At 74.8% G+C, this 16,424-nt stretch carries 8 protein-coding genes; 2 read left to right on the forward strand and 6 right to left on the reverse strand.

Going from position 1 to position 16,424, the window contains the following annotated elements:
* Position 1 precedes the first annotated feature (1 nt).
* The 6 genes from ACIGAQ_RS09420 to ACIGAQ_RS09445 form a co-directional block, all read right to left on the reverse strand.
* On the reverse strand, positions 2-2,200 hold the full coding sequence (locus ACIGAQ_RS09420) for a CDP-glycerol glycerophosphotransferase family protein (protein ID WP_399780810.1): 2,199 nt from the start codon (positions 2,198-2,200) through the stop codon (positions 2-4).
* A 218-nt stretch (positions 2,201-2,418) separates the two neighbouring features.
* Entirely contained in the window at positions 2,419-4,698 is a 2,280-nt protein-coding gene (locus tag ACIGAQ_RS09425) for a CDP-glycerol glycerophosphotransferase family protein (protein WP_399780813.1), read from the reverse strand.
* Positions 4,699-4,839: 141 nt separating this feature from the next.
* Complete coding sequence (locus ACIGAQ_RS09430; protein ID WP_311688366.1) at positions 4,840-5,754, reverse strand: carbohydrate ABC transporter permease; 915 nt, start codon at positions 5,752-5,754, stop codon at positions 4,840-4,842.
* Positions 5,751-7,097: a carbohydrate ABC transporter permease gene (locus tag ACIGAQ_RS09435; RefSeq protein ID WP_399780816.1), complete on the reverse strand. Its 1,347-nt coding sequence runs from the start codon at positions 7,095-7,097 to the stop codon at positions 5,751-5,753. The genes ACIGAQ_RS09430 and ACIGAQ_RS09435 overlap by 4 nt, the downstream gene beginning before the upstream one ends.
* A 4-nt stretch (positions 7,098-7,101) precedes the next feature.
* On the reverse strand, positions 7,102-8,517 hold the full coding sequence (locus ACIGAQ_RS09440; protein WP_399780819.1) for an ABC transporter substrate-binding protein: 1,416 nt from the start codon (positions 8,515-8,517) through the stop codon (positions 7,102-7,104).
* A 175-nt stretch (positions 8,518-8,692) separates the two neighbouring features.
* Positions 8,693-12,931 (reverse strand): FHA domain-containing protein, encoded by a 4,239-nt coding sequence (locus ACIGAQ_RS09445; protein WP_399780822.1) that lies wholly within the window; start codon positions 12,929-12,931, stop codon positions 8,693-8,695.
* A gap of 363 nt (positions 12,932-13,294) precedes the next feature.
* On the opposite strand from ACIGAQ_RS09445, the gene ACIGAQ_RS09450 reads away from it, so the two are divergent.
* A complete protein-coding gene (locus ACIGAQ_RS09450; RefSeq protein ID WP_399780825.1) occupies positions 13,295-14,998 on the forward strand; it encodes a serine/threonine-protein kinase in 1,704 nt (567 codons plus the stop codon).
* A 122-nt stretch (positions 14,999-15,120) separates the two neighbouring features.
* Positions 15,121-16,368: a serine/threonine-protein kinase gene (locus ACIGAQ_RS09455; RefSeq protein ID WP_311688369.1), complete on the forward strand. Its 1,248-nt coding sequence runs from the start codon at positions 15,121-15,123 to the stop codon at positions 16,366-16,368.
* The last annotated feature ends 56 nt before the right edge of the window (positions 16,369-16,424 follow it).

A 16,424-nucleotide genomic window follows, 5' to 3' on the forward strand; every position in this document is an offset into this window, starting at 1 on the left:
GTCAGCTCCTTGTGAGGGTGGCGGCGGGGGCCGGGACGCGCTCGGCGAGCGGCAGCACGGGCGGGATCGACTCGGGCGGCTCGCCCAGCAGCACCCGGCGCACGACCCGCTCGGCGGCCCGGCCGTCGTCGAACTGGCAGAACCGCTCGCGGAACGCGGCCCGCAGCGCCGTGGCCGTCGCGTCGGCCCAGCCGCCGTCGCGGAAGACGGCCGCCAGCTCCTCGGGGGTCCGGGCGACCCGGCCGGGCGGGGACTCCATCAGGTCGAAGTAGACGCCCCGGGTCTCCCGGTAGACGTCCCAGTCGTCGGCGTACACGACGATCGGCCGGTCCAGGTTGGCGTAGTCGAACATGATCGACGAGTAGTCCGTGATCAGCGCGTCGGCCGCCAGGCACACGTCCTCCGAGGAGCGGTGCCCCGTGACGTCGATGATCCGGCCGCCGCCCCGGGACGCGCCCCCGTCGTAGAAGTAGTGGGCGCGCAGCAGCACCACGTACTCGTCGCCGATCGCCTCGCAGAACTCCGCCAGGTCCAGGCCCGACGCGAAGCCGGTGGCGTAGTCGCGGTGGGTGGGGGCGTAGAGCAGGGCCTTCTTGCCGTCCGGGACGCCCAGTTCCTTGCGGACGCGGGCGACGTCCTCACCGGAGGCCGTGCAGTAGACGTCGTTGCGCGGATAGCCGTACTCCAGCGTCTCGTGCGAGCCGGGGAAGGCGCTCTCCCACATCTCGGTGGAGTGGCGGTTGGAGGTGAGGTTGTAGTCCCAGCGGTCGACGCGGGCCAGCAGCCTGGCGAAGCTCCCGGTCGCCGCCGCCACCACCGGGTACGTCGACTGGTCGGCGCCCATCTTCTTCAGCGGCGTGCCGTGCTGCGTCTGCAGGTGCACGCTGCCCGGCCGCTTGACCACCGCGTCCGCGAAGTTGGCGTTGTTGACCAGGTACTTCGCGCGGGCCAGCACCTCCCAGTACGTGCGGCTGCCGATCACCGCGTACTCCACGTCCGGCGGCATGCTCGCCACCGCGTCCGGCTCCACCAGGAACACGGCCCGCAGGTGCGGGGCGAGTTCGCGGGCCTTGGCGTGGATCGCGGCCGGGTTGCAGGCGTAGCCGCGGCCCCAGTAGGCGCAGTAGACGACCAGGTTCTCATCGAGCGGCAGGCGCAGCCGGGCCGCGTACCGCAGGCGGGTGCGCAGCCCGCGTGGGCGCGGGAGCAGCGCGGCGGCCCCCGCGGCCCTCTGGTTCGCGGCGCGCAGCACGCGGAACGCCCCGTACGAGCCGGACGCCAGCAGCCGGTGCTGCACGCCGAGACTGCCACCGGGCGCCCGGTAGCCGGCCGGGCGGTGGCGCCGGTAGAGGGTGCTCGCCCGCCGGAAGAACGCGCGCCGCCCGGCCGGCAGCCGCCGGGGGTGCGCGGCCGTCTTCAGCACGGTGGCGAACAGCTGCTCGAACAACGGCCCCAGCCGCTCCACGGGCAGCCCCCGCTCCGCCGCCTCGGTCAACACCAGCTCGGCCTGGTCGAGCAGCTCGGTGTGGTGTGCGCCGGGCAGGTTCAGCCGGTTGCCCTGCCGCCGCACCAGGTGCCGGACGACGACCGTGCGCAGGGCCGCGACCCGCTCCGCCCGCAGCGCGGCCAGACCGCCGAACCCGATGTCGGTGAAGTGGTCACCGGGGAAGACCAGGTCCCGCTCGGTGAGGAAGGCCCGGCGGTAGACCGCGCTCCACGCCGGGAACGCCACCCCCGTCAGCCGGGGGGCCTCGCCCGGGGAGAAGGCCCCTTCGGGCGTCCGGGCCAGCAGGGGAGCGGCCGGGTTGCTCGGCTCGCCCTCCCACCAGGGCGTGCGCTCGTGCTCGCAGTACAGCACGTCCACGTCACCGGTCTCACCCAGCCGGGCGTCCAGCGCCGCCAGCGCCCCCGGCACCAGGACGTCGTCACCGTCGAGGAAGAGCACATGGCCGCCGACCGCCGCCCGCAGCCCGGTGTTGCGCGCCCCGGCCAGGCCGGCCGAGGGCGGCGAGTGCACCGGCGTCACCCGGGAGTCCCGCTCGGCGTACCCGGCGACGACGTCCGCCGCCGGCGCGTCGGGTGCGTCGCACACCGGGATCAGCTCGAAGTCGCCGAACGACTGGGCGAGGATCGAGTCCAGCGCCAGGGACAGCCGGCCCGCGACGCCATGGGACGGGACGACGATGCTGAAGCGGGGCATTCTGCTCTTTCTGTCGAGATTGCTGCGGGTCGGGACTGCCGTGGTGCGCGGCTGCTGTCGAGGGCTCTGCGAGTTGTCCGGGCCGGAGGGGACCGGGGCCGCCTCAGGCCGCGCGCGGACGGCCCGGGTGTCCGGACGGGCGCCAGGAGGGCGGCCGGCTGGGCGTCGGCCGCGACGGGCTGGAGGGCATGGGACTCTCCCCGGAGTGGGAACCGTGGTCAGAGGTGGTCGGTGAGGGCGGCCGCGTGCGCGGCCGGGTGTGCCCCGGCGGGGTGCGGCACCGTGGCGAGCGGCTCGCGCGTCAGCGCGGACGCCGCCGACGGCACCGGACGGCGCTCGCCGAGCGGCACCACCGGCGGCAGCTCCGTCTCCCCGAGGACGACCCGGCGCACGACCCGCTCGGCGGCCCGGCCGTCGTCGTGGGGGCAGAACCGCTCGCGGAACGCCGCGCGCAGCTGCGCCGACCGGGAGCCGCGCCAGTGGCCGGTGGCGAAGATGTCGATCAGCTCGTCCTCGCCGCGCGCGATCGCCCCGGGTGGGAAGGCGCGCAGGTCGAAGTAGGTGCCGCGGGCCGCCTCGTACGCCTCCCAGTCGTCGGTGTGGATCACGATCGGCCGGTCCAGGTTGGCGTAGTCGAACATCAGCGACGCGTAGTCCGTGACCAGGGCGTCGGAGGCCAGGCAGAGCGACTGGACGCTCGGGTGGTCGCTGACGTCGACGACCCGGCCGCGGCTCGTGGTCAGCGGGGCGTCGTAGGCGTGGTGGCCGTGGGCCAGGACCACGAAGCGCGGGCCCAGGCGGCGCGCGATCCGCTGCAGGTCGAGGCTGCGGTACGGGGAGCGGCGGTAGTCGCGGTGGGCCGGCGCGTACAGGATCGCCACCGTGCCCTCCGGGATGCCGAGCGAGGCGCGCAGCCGGCTCACGTCCGCCGGGCCGGCGGTCAGGAGCACGTCGTTGCGGGGGTGGCCGTACTCCAGCGTGGTGTAGCGGCCGGGGTGGACGCGCTCGTGGGTGAGGGTGGTGTGGCGGTTGGCGGACAGCACGTAGTCCCACCGGTCGACGTCCCGCAGCAGCCGGGCGAAGTCCCGGCCCCGGGCGGCCGCCGGGCGCTCCTGGAGGTCCAGGCCGATGTGGCCCAGCGGGGTGCCCTGCCCCGTCTGGACCAGGACCTGTCCCCGGCGCTTGGCGAGCCCCGGGTCGAAGCCGGTGTTGCTGACCAGGTACCGGGAGCGGGCGAGCGCCGTCCAGTAGGCGGCCGAGCCGGGGACCAGGCGGCGCGGACCCGGCGGGATCGTGTGGTGGTGCTCGGGGCGGGCGACCCACGCGGTGCGGATGTGCGGCGCGAGCTCGCGGAACGCCGTCTCCAGCGCGCCCGGGTCGCAGCCGTGGCCGCGGCCGTCGTCGGCGGCGAAGACGGCCCGGTCGGCGCGCAGCGGAAGACAGCGCTGTACCCGGTAGTGGCCTCGCAGGGCGGCCGTCCGCAGGCCCCGCAGCAGCTTCCCCGTCCGCCGGGAGACGCGGCGGTGCAGGGCCGACGCGAGCTGGAGCGTCCGGTAGGTGTGGTGCAGGCCGAAGCGGATCAGGACGTGCTGCACCCGGGCGCGCAGCGGGACGGGCACGCCGGGGGTGCGGTAGCGGCGGTAGTGGGCGCGGGCGCGGCGCAGGAAGTCCGCCCGGGAGCCCTTCGGCAGCCGGTCCCGCCGGGAGTACACGATCCCCAGGTGGTGGACCATGCGGCGGAACAGCACCGGCCGCCACTGCGCCAGTTCGGGGCGCTCCTCCAGGAAGGCGAACACCCGGTCGTACTGCTCGAACACGTCGAAGTGCCGCTCGCTGGTGGTGCGCAGGATGCTGCCCAGGCGCCGCTGCCGGTAGTGCACGCAGACCCGGTCCAGGGTCGCGATGGACTCCGCGGTCATCAGCACCGGGTACGTCCACGGCGTGTCCTCGTACAGGCCGGGCGGGAAGGCGAAGCCCTCCTTCTCGACGAACTCCCGCCGGTAGGCCTTGTTCCAGGCGACCATCAGCAGCCGCAGCAGGCCCGGCCGGTCCTCCAGGCGGAACGGGGCCGGGCCCTGCTCGGTCAGCTGCAGGGCCGCCTGGTTGCGGACCGCCTCGCCCGTCCAGTAGGTGCGCGCGTAGTCGAAGACCAGGACGTCCGGATCGCCCGTCTCCTTCAGCCGGTCGGCGACGGCGCGCAGCGCGTCGGGTGTGAGGGTGTCGTCGCTGTCGAGGAACAGCAGGTAGTCGCCGCTCGCGCGGGCCACGCCGGCGTTGCGCGCGCGGCCCAGGCCGACGTTCTCCGGCAGGTGGACGGGGAGCACGCGCGCGTCTCGGGCGGCGAACTCGTCGATGATCGCTCCGCACGCGTCCGGCGAGCAGTCGTCGACGACGATCAGTTCCAGATCGGGACAGGACTGGGAGAGCACCGATTCGAGGCACTCGTGCAGGTACGCCTGAACCTGGTACGCGGGGACAATGACACTGAACCTGGGCAAGAGGCCATCCATCGGTCGGCGCGGGCGTTCGGCCCGGGAACGGCCGGTGGGGCCTGTTGGTTACGGCGGCTACGGCATCCGGGGGAACGCCGGCGGGCGGACCGCACCCGGTCCGCCCCGCCAAGCGCCGTGCTGCGGACGCTATTTGACCGCTCCCGCCATCACGCCGGACACGAACTGCCGCTGGAACGCGAAGAAGACGGCCAGCGGGACCACCATCGAGATGAACGCGCCGGGGGCCAGCACGTCGATGTTGTTGCCGAACTGCCGTACCTGCGTCTGGAGTGCGACCGTGATCGGCTGACTCCCGGAGTCCGAGAAGATCAGCGCCACCAGCATGTCGTTCCACACCCACAGGAACTGGAAGATGCCGAGCGAGGCGATCGCCGGACCGCCCAGCGGCATGACCACCCGGAAGAACAGGCGCAGTTCGCCCGCCCCGTCCAGCCGCGCCGCCTCCAGCAGCTCGCGCGGGATCTCCGCGAAGAAGTTCCGCAGCAGGAACACCGCGAACGGCAGTCCGAAGCCGACGTGGAAGAGCACCACGCCGATCACCGAGCCGAAGATGCCGATGTTGCCGAAGAGTTCGGCGATCGGGATCAGCGCCACCTGCACGGGCACGACCAACAGGCCCACCACGCCCAGGAACCACCAGTCCCGCCCTGGGAACTCCATCCAGGCGAAGGCGTAGCCCGCCAGCGAGCCGATGATCACCACCAGCAGGGTCGCCGGCACGGTGATCCACACCGTGTTCAGCAGGCTGCTGGTGATGTCGTCGTTCTCCAGCAGCTTGGAGTAGCTGTCGAAGGTGATCTGCGACGGCTCGGTGAACACCTTCCACCAGCCGCTCGCCGCGATGTCCTCCGGCGAGCGGAGACTGGCCAGCAGCAGACCGATCGTCGGCACCAGCCAGAACAGGCCGACCACGATGAGGAACACCCGCACCAGTCCGCCGCTGACCCCCTCGACCAGCCGGGACCCCAGCGAGCGCTTCGCCCGCACCGAGCCGGTGGGCCGCGCCGCCTCGCCTCGCAGACCGTCCGTGTCCGCGCTCATCGCCGCACCTCCCGCCTCAGCCGCCGTACGTTGAACCACATCACCGGGATCACGAGCAGCAGCAGGAACACCGAGATGGCGCTGGCGATGCCCGGCTGGTCCTCGGAGAAGCCCTTGCGGTACAGCTCCAGGGCGAGCACGTTCGCGTCGTCCTGCGCGGAGCCGGGGGCGATGATGAAGACCAGGTCGAAGATCTTCAGCACGTTGATCATCAGCGTGACGGCGACGACCGCGAGGACCGGCGCCAGCAACGGCACCGTGACCCGTCTGAACACCTGCCACTCCGTCGCGCCGTCGACCCGGGCGGCCTCCAGCAGCTCCCGGGGCACGCCCGCGAGTCCGGCCGCGATCAGCACCATCGCGAAGCCCGCCCACATCCAGATGTACGCGCCGATGATGGACGGGGTGACCAGGGACGGGCCCAGCCAGTCCAGACCGTTGTACGGCTCCTTGAAGTTGCTCTCGGGGAGCCTGAGTTGCGCCCCGTCGGCCGAGGCCGGCAGCGTGAAGGTGCCGTCGTCGCCGGCCGTCGTGGAGGCCACGACCCTGCCGTCCTTCACGGCCTCGACGCGCATCCCCGCGTAGCCCAGTTCGGCGGCGTCGACGCTGTTGAGGGTGCCGACGCCCTTGCCGCGCGTGAAGTCCTGCCAGGTCGTGCCGGTGACCTTGTCCGGCTCGGGCTTCGGCGCCACCGCCGGCTTCGCGTCGTCCGGCATCAGGTCCGGCGCGACGCCCACCAGCGGCAGCGAGACCGGCTCGCCCGCACGGACCGGCGACTTCGTGATGAACGCGCCTCCGCCCGCCGGCTCCAGCGGCGACTCCCGGCCCGGGTGGGCCTTGGGGAACGCCGACGACTGGGCGAACGTGTCGTGCACGCCCACCCACACCGCGTTCGCCACGCCCTTGTCCGGGTCCTGGTCGTACACCAGGCGGAAGATGATGCCCGCGGCCAGCATCGAGATCGCCATCGGCATGAAGACGACCAGCTTGAACGCCGTGCCCCAGCGCACCCGTTCGGTCAGCACCGCGAAGATCAGGCCGAGGGCCGTCGCGACCGTCGGCGCGAACACCACCCAGAAGACGTTGTTCTTCAGCGCGGTGCGGATGCCCTCGTCGGTGAAGAGGGCCTTGTAGTTGTCGATGCCGGCGAATCCGTCGCCGGACTGGTCGTAGAAGCTGCGGACCACCGAGTACCCGATCGGGTACACCACGAGCGCGCCGAGCAGGACGAGCGCGGGCAGCAGGAACAGCGCCGCGACCATCCTGCGCGTGCCGGTCACACTCTTGCGCGACTTGGGAGCGGCAGGGGGCTCGACGCCCCCTGCCGCCGTGGCCGACGTCATGACGTCAGTTCCCGTACGCCGCGGCCGCTTCGGCCTCCAGCTTCGCCTGCGTGCCCGCCACGTCCTTCGGGTTCTTCAGGAAGTCCTGGAGGATCTTCCACTCGCCCTTGCCGGGCGTGCCGCCGAAGGCCTGCGGGGCCTGGTCGGACATGTCGAAGCGGAAGTCGTCTCCGGCGTCGATGAGCGCCTTGGCGATCTTCTGCTGCACCGAGTTCGGATACGCGGAGTTCTCCACGTTCTTGTTCGGCGAGAGGTAGCCGCCCAGCTTGGCCTGGATCGTCGCCGCGTCCGGCGAGGCGAGCCAGGTGGCCAGGGCCTGCGCCCCCTTCGAGTCCTCCAGGATCACGGCCGCGTCGCCCGCCGAGACCACCGGGCCGTTGTCCCCGACCGCCGGGAACGGGAACACCTTCGCGTCCGTGCCGACCTTCATGGAGGAGGGGATGTTGACCTGCGCGAAGTCACCCGCCGCGACCATGGCCGCCTTGGGCTGGTCCCCGCCGGTGAACACCTGCGTCACGGAGGCCGGGAAGTCGGTCTGCAACGCCCCGTTCGCCCCGCCCGCGATGTAGTCCGGCTTGCCCCACACCTGCGCGAGGGTGGTGAGCGCGTCCTTCACGGACGGGTCCGTCCACTTGATCTCGTGCTTGGCCAGCTGGTCGTACTTCTCCGGACCGGCCTGGGAGAGGTAGACGTTCTCGAACCAGTCGGTCAGCGTCCAGCCCTCGGCGCCGCCGACGGAGAACGGGGTGACGCCGGAGTCGTAGACCGTCTGGGCCGTGTTCAGCAGGTCGGGCCAGGTCTCGGGCTCGCTCGCCCCGGCGTTCTCGAAGACCTGGTTGTTGTACCAGATCAGGGACTTGTTGGCGGCCTTGTAGTAGACGCCGTACTGCTTGCCGCCGACCTTGCCGATGTCCTGCCAGCCCTGTGAGTAGTTCTCGCCGAGCTCCTTCTGGGCGTCGGCGCCGAGCGGCTTGGCCCAGCCGCGGTCCACGGCCTGCTTGATGGCGCCCGGCTGCGGCAGCATCGCGATGTCCGGCGGTTGCCCGCCGGCCACCTTCGAGCCGATGAAGTTGATGATCGGGTCCTGTGCGGGCACGAACGTGACCTTGGCGCCCGTGCGCTTCTCGAACTCCGCCAGGACCTTCTTGAAGTTGGCCTGTTCGGTACCGGTCCAGACGGCGGCGATCTCCAGGCTCGTCCCGTCGAGCTTCGGAAGGGTGACGCTGTTGGCGGTCTCCTCGGAGTTGCCGGTGTTTCCACCGCTGTCGTTTCCGTCGTCGCCTCCGCAGGCGGTGAGCGAGAGCGCGAGCGCTCCCGCGGCGACGGCTGCCGCGGCCCTGGTGGCTCTGCGGCTGTGGGGGGTCGCCGTGTCCCGCTCGGGCGACCAGCGTTTCCGGATGGTGCTGCTCGTCATGTGCATGACTGCCCCGTTCTTCGTTCCTCGTCGAACGTCGAGCGCGCTCCCGTGCGATCTGGTCTACGCCCGGGTGTGCGGGGGCGGCAAGATGGCGTCGGCTGTCAAGCGGGGGATCGTGACTCCCTCGTGACCAGGGACGGGGCCCCGCGACGCCGGGCGGGGCCGGCGGCCGTCCCCCTCACAGAAGGGACGGCACCCGCGCCGCCGCGACCTCCCGCGCCGCCCTTTCCAGCGCGCTGGCCAACAGTGCCAGGTCGGTCGGGCCGTTTCCGAGCTCCCGCACCGGTCGCCGGGCCGGAGGGTCACCCATGCGGTGCCATTCCAGCGCCACGACCGTGGGGCGCAGCGTCGCCGTCCGGGGGATCCGGCCGGTGACCCGCCCGCCCTGGAACGGCGTGACGCGCCCGTCCGCACCGGCCAGGCTCCCCCGGCCGGGAGCGGGCTCGTCGGGGCCCTGCGCCGGGGCGTCGAGCGTGACGCGGAGGGTGGCCCGGCGGGCCGGCTCCGTCTCCGCCGTACGGGCGCACGGGCCGGTGGCCGCCACCAGGTGCACGCCGAGCCGCTCGCCCTCCCGGGCCACGGCCTCCAGGGCGCGCATCACCGACCCGGCCGCGGGGCGTCCCGTCGAACCGAGGGCGGGGGAGACCAGGGCGTCCAGGTCGTCCACGACCACGACGAGCCGGGGCAGGGGAGGTGCCGCGGCCTCCGACTGCCGCCGGGCCTTGCCGGGTCGCAGCCGCAGGGTGGAACTGGACGGGCTGTCGAGATCGCCGGTGGCGGACTCGCCCGGCTGGGTGCCGCGGGCCGTCGCCGTGCGCTGGGCGACCATACGGCCCGACAGCTCACGTCCCGTGTGCCACTCGGTGAAGTCGCTCCGCCCGAGCAGCTCGGCCCGGCGCTTCAGCTCCGCGCTCAGCGACTGCGCGAACTCCCGCATCCGCACCGGATCGTGAGCCGTGAGATACGTGCTCACGTGCGGGACGTCCGTGCACACCCGCAGTCCCTCGCCCGGGCCGCCGCCCGCGCCCGGGCCGCCCCGGCCGTCGACCAGCACGATGCCCAGCCGGTCCGGCCGCTCGGCGGCGGCCAGGGACGCGACGACCGCCCGCAGCAGCTCCGTACGGCCGCTGCCCGGCGGGCCCTCGACCAGCAGGTGCGGGCCCTGCGCCGCCAGGTCGGCGCCGACCGGGCCGCGCGGACCGGCGCCCAGCACCGCGCGCACCCGGCCGCCCAGCGCGTCGGTGTCGTCGGCCGCGTCCGCCCAGCGGGCCATCAGCGAGGCCGGGGTGGCACGGGCCAGACCCAGTTCGTCCAGGAGCCGGGCCGCCTGCGGCAGCGGTGCCGAGACGCGCGGCTGCCGGTCGCCCGCCGGGCCGTCCGTGCGCAGCGGCGCCAGCGCCCGGGCGAACCGCTCGGCCCAGGCCGGGGAGACGGCGTCGACGGTGGCGACGGTGCCGTGCCCGACGGGGCCGGGCGTCCCGCCGGTGTGGGCCACACGCATCAGCCGCAGCGCGGTCGCCACGTCCCCGCTGAGCAGCGCGACCGCGCCGCACTGCCGGAACGTCGGCGCCACGGAGCAGGCCGCCTCGTAGGTCTCGCTCACGGGGGAGGCGGGCGAGGCGGCGGCGGTCTCGGCCAGGCAGATCACGTGAATCCCCGCCCGGGGCCCCTCCACGGCCAGCCGCGCCACGGCGTCCCGCAGATCGGCGCCGCCGGGGTCACCGTCCACGACGAGCACGGTGTACGGCCCCGGGAAACCGCCCGCGGCGGCTGAGCCGACGGCGTCGTCCCGCGCCCAGGAGGGCCGCCGCGTGCCGGACCGCGGCTGTGCCGGACGCCCACCGCCGGGGCCCGCCGGGTCGGCGGTCGCCGCGGGGTGCGCACCGGGGGTGCGGGAAGCCGGGGAGCCGGATCCGTCCGGGTGGGCGCCGAGGGCCCGGGAGCCGGGCTGTGCGGCGCCCGGGCCGGCGCTCCCCTGGGCCGGCGAGCCGGGGGCGCCGGGAACCCGTGCGCCGGGCAGCGGTGCGCCCGGGCCTGTGGGCCGGTCGACAGGGCTGTCGCTCCCGCGGAGGTGGGAGGCCGGGAAGGCGGAGCCGCCGGCGGGACCCGCTCCGTCCACACTCCGTGCGCCGGGCAGCGGTGCGCCCGGGCCCGGTGTGCGGTCGTCCGGGCGTGGGGCGCGGGCGCCCGGTCCGCCGCTCGCACGGGTGGAGGAGGACGCGGCACCCGGGCGGTCGTCGGACCGGGTGGCGTACGTGCCGGAGCCGCGGGCGCCGGGGATCGGCCCGGCCCCGGCGCTGCCCGGGCTCGCCCCCTCCTCCGCCAGCTGGTCCTCCAGGCGGCGCAGCAACTCCTCCGTGCGGGCCGCGGCCTGTTCGCGATCGTGGGCCAGGAGGAGGCGGCAGTCCTGCGCGTGTCCAGGGCGGACGTGGGGCAGCCAGCCCAGCCAGGACCACTCGGCGGTGCGCTCCTCCAGGGGACGGGAGCGGTCCGCCGTGATCAGGACGATCTCCAGCGTGTCGGGGGAGTGCAGCGCGGCGAGCTGGGCCAGCACCGCACGGGCCAGCCCGGACAGTCGCGCCCGGGGTCCGGCCAGTCCCAGCGCGCCGACCTCGCGCAGCCCGACCGTCACCGGCACGGCGGGCAGCAGACCCGAGCCGTCCGGTGCCGCCCGGTCCGCCGTGCCGAGCCGCACGGCGAGCGCCTCGGGGTGGCCCGGGCCGCGCTCCCAGAGCCGGGGGCCGGGCCCCAGGGCCGTCAGCAGCAGTGCGGCCGGATCCGGCCAGGTCTCGGGGACGGCCGGGCCCGCCGCGGGGTGCTCCGCCGGGGGCGGCCCGGCCGGCTCGTCCTCGTCGTACGCCCCGCTCGGCTGGACAGGCTGCTCCGCACGCCCTCCGGCCCACCGCCGGGCCCACGCCCCGAGCCCGCCACGCCGCCGCGTGCCGGGCGGTACGTCCGTGCCCCGGAGGGGCGTGCCCTTGCGCCCACGGCCGAGACGCTCGTCGGCGGGGAGCGGGGCGTCGGCGGGGGTGGCGGGGGCAGCGGAGTCGGCGGACCCGTGGGAGCCCCGCGGGGTGGTGCCCCCACCGTGGTGGCTCCGGGCGCCGGCCCCGCCGTCCTCGGCCGCCGGGTGGGGAGCGACCGGCCCGCCGGTGCCCGGCGCCTGGACCCCACCGTGCCCGAAACCGCCCCCGGCCCCGGCACGAGCCTGCCCGGTGCTGTCAAGGGCCCCGGTGTGAGGCCGTCCGGCAGCGTCAGTGGTCCCGGTGCGAGGCCGCCCGGTGTCGTCAGCCCCGGTACGAGCCCACCCCGTGTCGTCAGCGGCCCAGGTCCCGTACGCCGCCCCGGCCTGCCCACCCGAGCCGTCCGAGGCCGGTCCCTCGAACGCCCCGATGCCGGAGCGGCCCGCGTGCGTGTCCGTGTCATTGCCCGCCGGCGTCGTCGCACCCCGCTGCCGGGGAGCCCTGAGGCTGCCCTCCGGCGGGAGGAGCGAGGGGGAGGCGGGCACGGTCCCGGCGGGTCCCGGCCGCGTTGCCTCCCCGGGCCTCTCGCCCCTGTTCTCGACCCCCGGTGTCCCGCCCTCGTTCTCGATCCCCGGCGCACCGCCCTGCCCGGGCACCACGGCCTCGCCGGAGCCCGGCTCCGAGGCGCCCGCGGTGCTCCGGGCCGTCGTGCCGTAGGCGTGCCGTGTGGGGCCGGAAGGGGCCGCCGCTCGTGGAGCCGCCTCGCGCGCGGGCGAGGTCGTGTCGTCCCCGGCGGGCCCGGGGACGCGCACGTGTCCTTCCCCGTCCGGCGTGGTCTCGACCCGGCCCCCCGGCCCCCCGGCGGGAGCCAGCCGCAGGGCCGACTCGCCGATCCGCAGCAGCGCCCCGGGCGCGAAACGGACCGCCCGGGCACCCACCCGCGCCCCGTCCAGCGTCGTGCCGTTCGTGGAGTCCAGGTCGGCGACCGAGACGCGGCCGTCCGCGGCCACCGTCACCGCGCAGTGCAGCCGGGAGACGTCCGGGTCGTCCAGGGGCACGTCCGCGTCGGCGGAGCGGCCGATACGGATCTCGCCGCCGTGCAGGAGATGGACACCGCCGGCGTCGGGGCCCGCGACCACCTGCAGCTGGGCCGGGGCGTCGTCCCACTCGGGATGCGGCTCCGGCTCGCCGGGCGCGCCCACGGACAGCACCGCACCGTCGGTCAGCGGGGGCTCGCCGAGCGTGCAGCGCTGGGCGTCCAGTCGCTGCTCCCCGGCGTACAGCACCGGCGTGCCCGAACCGTCACCGCCGGAGACCACCTGGGCGAGCGCCGAGGCCACCGCCGCGAGTGCCGTACCGGCCGGTGCCGTGACCAGGACGTCGCTGCGTGGGGCGCTCTCCCGCCCCGGAGCCGATGCGCCCAGCGGATCTACGACGGTCAGCCGGATCTGCATCGCCGTCAGCGGTCCCTTCTGCCCGGGCGCGGAGCCCCCCCGCCCCGCCCCGGCACGTCGGCCAGTACTGCACGCATCCTCGCACCTGCCACTGACACCGCGCCCCTCGCTCGGGAAAAGGTGATCTTGATTGGTCGGCTCTGCCCGCAAAAGTGCCTGAGAGATGACCCACAGGCGTCGTCTTGAGATCGGTCACGTTCGTTCCCGGCAACCACGAGACCGAGGTGAGCGTCTTTCCTTCGAACGACTGTGAGAGCGGATACGTAAGACGCACAGAAAGACGACACTCCGGTCCGCGGCGACCCGGCACTACAGTGGGTCGGACAGGTCAGCAGGCAAGGCAAGCACCAGGGAGCGCATGACGTGCGGCCGGTAGGCAGCAAGTACCTGCTCGAGGAGCCGCTCGGACGCGGCGCCACGGGCACCGTCTGGCGAGCCCGCCAGCGCGAGACGGCGGGCGCCGAGGCGGCCGTGCCCGGACAGCCCGGCGAGACCGTCGCGATCAAGGTCCTCAAGGAGGAGCTGGCCGGCGACCCGGACATCGTCATGCGGTTCCTCCGGGAGCGCTCGGTGCTGCTCCGGCTGACCCACCCGAACATCGTCCGGGTCCGCGACCTGGTGGTCGAGGGCGAGCTGCTGGCGCTGGTGATGGACCTCGTCGAGGGCCCCGACCTGCACCGCTACCTGCGCGAGAACGGGCCCTTCACCCCCGTCGCGGCGGCGCTGCTCACGGCCCAGATCGCCGACGCGCTCGCCGCCAGCCACGCCGACGGCGTCGTCCACCGCGACCTCAAGCCGGCCAACGTCCTGCTGAAGCAGTACGACGGGCGGATGCATCCGCTGCTGACCGACTTCGGCATCGCCCGCCTCGCCGACTCGCCGGGCCTGACCCGCACCCAGGAGTTCGTCGGCACGCCCGCGTACGTGGCCCCCGAGTCCGCGGAGGGCCGCCCGCAGACCTCCGCCGTCGACATCTACGGCGCCGGCATCCTGCTGTACGAGCTGGTCACCGGCCGTCCGCCGTTCTCCGGCGGCTCCGCCCTGGAAGTGCTGCACCAGCACCTGAGCGCCGAGCCGCGCCGCCCCTCCACGGTCCCGGACCCGCTGTGGACGGTCATCGAGCGCTGCCTGCGCAAGAACCCGGACGAGCGGCCCAGCGCCGTGAACCTCGCCCGCGGCCTGCGCGTCGTCGCCGAGGGCATCGGCGTGCACGCGAACTCCGCGCAGATCGCCGCCGCCGAGGGCGTCGGCGCGCTCCTGGCACCGGACCCGGCCCCCGCGCCGGTGCCGGACACGCCCGGCGCGGCCGACCCGACCCAGGTCCTGCCGCACGGCGCGGGCGCCTACGACCCGAACGCGGCGACCAGCGTCCTGCCCCACACCGGCGGCCCGGCCGGTGCCGCCGACCCCACCGCCGTCCTGCCCCACCGGGGCGCGGCCGACCCGACCGCCGTCATGCCCCCGGTCCCGCCGGGCTCGCCCGGTCACCCCGGACAGCAGAACCAGCAGGGCGGCCCCGAGGACCCGCACCCCTGGCAGAACCAGCTGCGCGCGGCCCGCGACCGCAACGAGCAGACGCAGGTCCAGTACCTCGACCCGAACGAGGATCCGCTGCGCCGCCGCCCGCAGCGCCAGGTCGCCCGGCCGCAGCAGCCCCCGCGCCGCCAGGCGCCCCCGCCGGGCCCCGGCTACGGCTACCCGCAGCAACAGCAGCAGCCCCAGCAGTACGCCCCACAGCCGCAGCAGCAGCGGCCCCAGCCGCCGCAGCGCTACGCCCCGCCGGCGCCCCCGGCCCAGCCCCAGCAGCCGCAGCGGCCCCAGCGTGAGCCCCGGCAGCCGCGGCAGCGCAGCGCCAACCCGATGCGCATCCCCGGCCTGGGCTGCCTGAAGGGCTGTCTGTTCACGATCGTCATCCTGTTCGTCGCCGGCTGGCTGATCTGGGAACTGAGCCCGCTGCAGGAGTGGATCGGCACCACCAAGGGCTACTGGGAACAGCTCACCGACTGGTTCTCCACCGCGACCGGCTGGTTCGAGCAGCTCGGCGGGAGCGGTTCGGGCACGAACTGACCCGAACCACCCCGCGGGGTTGGTGATTTGTCGACACCTGGCGGGTGATTTCCGTCTCCGCGGTGAAGGTTGGCTCCTCGGACGCGTAGTTTTAGCGACAACACGCGTCGGTAGGAGCAGCCTTGGCACGGAAGATCGGCAGCCGGTACACCGCCCACCAGATCCTCGGGCGGGGCAGCGCCGGCACGGTGTGGCTGGGCGAGGGACCGGAAGGCCCCGTCGCCATCAAGCTGCTGCGCGAGGACCTCGCGTCCGACCAGGAACTCGTCGGGCGCTTCGTGCAGGAGCGCACGGCCCTGCTCGGCCTGGAGCACCCGCACGTGGTGTCGGTGCGCGACCTGGTCGTCGACGGCAACGACCTGGCCCTCGTCATGGACCTGGTCCGCGGCACGGACCTGCGCACCCGCCTGGACCGGGACCGGCGCCTCGCCCCCGAGGCGGCCGTCGCGATCGCCGCCGACATCGCCGACGGCCTCGCGGCCGCCCACGCCGCCGGGGTCGTGCACCGGGACGTCAAGCCGGAGAACGTCCTGCTGGACATGCAGGGCCCGCTCGGCCCCGGCGGCTCCCACCGCGCGCTGCTGACCGACTTCGGGGTCGCGAAGCTCATCGACACCCCGCGCCGCACCAAGGCCACGAAGATCATCGGCACGCCGGACTACCTCGCCCCCGAGATCGTCGAGGGCCTGCCCCCGCGCGCGTCCGTCGACATCTACGCGCTCGCCACCGTCCTGTACGAGCTGCTCGCCGGCTTCACCCCGTTCGGCGGCGGCCATCCGGGCGCGGTGCTGCGCCGGCACGTCACGGAGACGGTCGTCCCGCTGCCCGGCATCCCCGACGAGCTGTGGCAGCTGCTCGTGCAGTGCCTGGCCAAGGCCCCGGCCTCCCGGCTGCGCGCCTCGGAGCTCGGGGCGCGGCTGAGGGAGCTGCTGCCGATGCTGGCGGGCATGCCGCCCCTGGAGGTGGACGAGCCGGACACGGAGTCCGCGCAGGAGGCCGAGCGTGAGGAACGGTCCGCCGGACCCGCGCCGGCCGGGGAGCGGGTCCGGCGCCGGGGCGCGGTCCCCCTGGTGCCGGGCGCGAAGCCGGCCGACTCCAACCGGGACACGCACACCTCGATGCGCGTCCCGGCCCCCGACGAGCTGGCCGGCGGTGCGCACGGCACGGCCCGGGCCCCTCGCGCCCCCGGCGCCCCCCGCCCGGGCTCGGCCCGCAACCGCGCCGTCGCCCGCCGCCGCAGGGTGGCGCTGGGCGCGGGCGCGGTCGCCCTGGCGGCGGCGGTCGGCGTCGGGGCCTGGCTGACCTCGTCGGGCGACGACACGGACGCCCCGCCCCAGGACACGAGGAACTCGGCACCGCAGTCCCCCTGACCCGCGGGCACCGGCACCGGCTCCCACCACCGCGGGCCGCAGCCGGCCGGTCCGGC

Source organism: Streptomyces sp. NPDC085932 (genome assembly GCF_044540525.1).
In the GTDB taxonomy this organism is placed as follows: Bacteria; Actinomycetota; Actinomycetes; order Streptomycetales; family Streptomycetaceae; genus Streptomyces; species Streptomyces levis.

Excerpts from the sequence above, each read along its gene's own strand:
- ACIGAQ_RS09435 (WP_399780816.1), bottom strand. The coding sequence starts at position 7,097 with ATGACGTCGGCCACGGCGGCAGGGGGCGTCGAGCCCCCTGCCGCTCCC.
- ACIGAQ_RS09420 (WP_399780810.1), bottom strand. The coding sequence starts at position 2,200 with ATGCCCCGCTTCAGCATCGTCGTCCCGTCCCATGGCGTCGCGGGCCGG.
- ACIGAQ_RS09430 (WP_311688366.1), bottom strand. The coding sequence starts at position 5,754 with ATGAGCGCGGACACGGACGGTCTGCGAGGCGAGGCGGCGCGGCCCACC.
- ACIGAQ_RS09440 (WP_399780819.1), bottom strand. The coding sequence starts at position 8,517 with ATGCACATGACGAGCAGCACCATCCGGAAACGCTGGTCGCCCGAGCGG.
- ACIGAQ_RS09445 (WP_399780822.1), bottom strand. The coding sequence starts at position 12,931 with ATGCAGATCCGGCTGACCGTCGTAGATCCGCTGGGCGCATCGGCTCCG.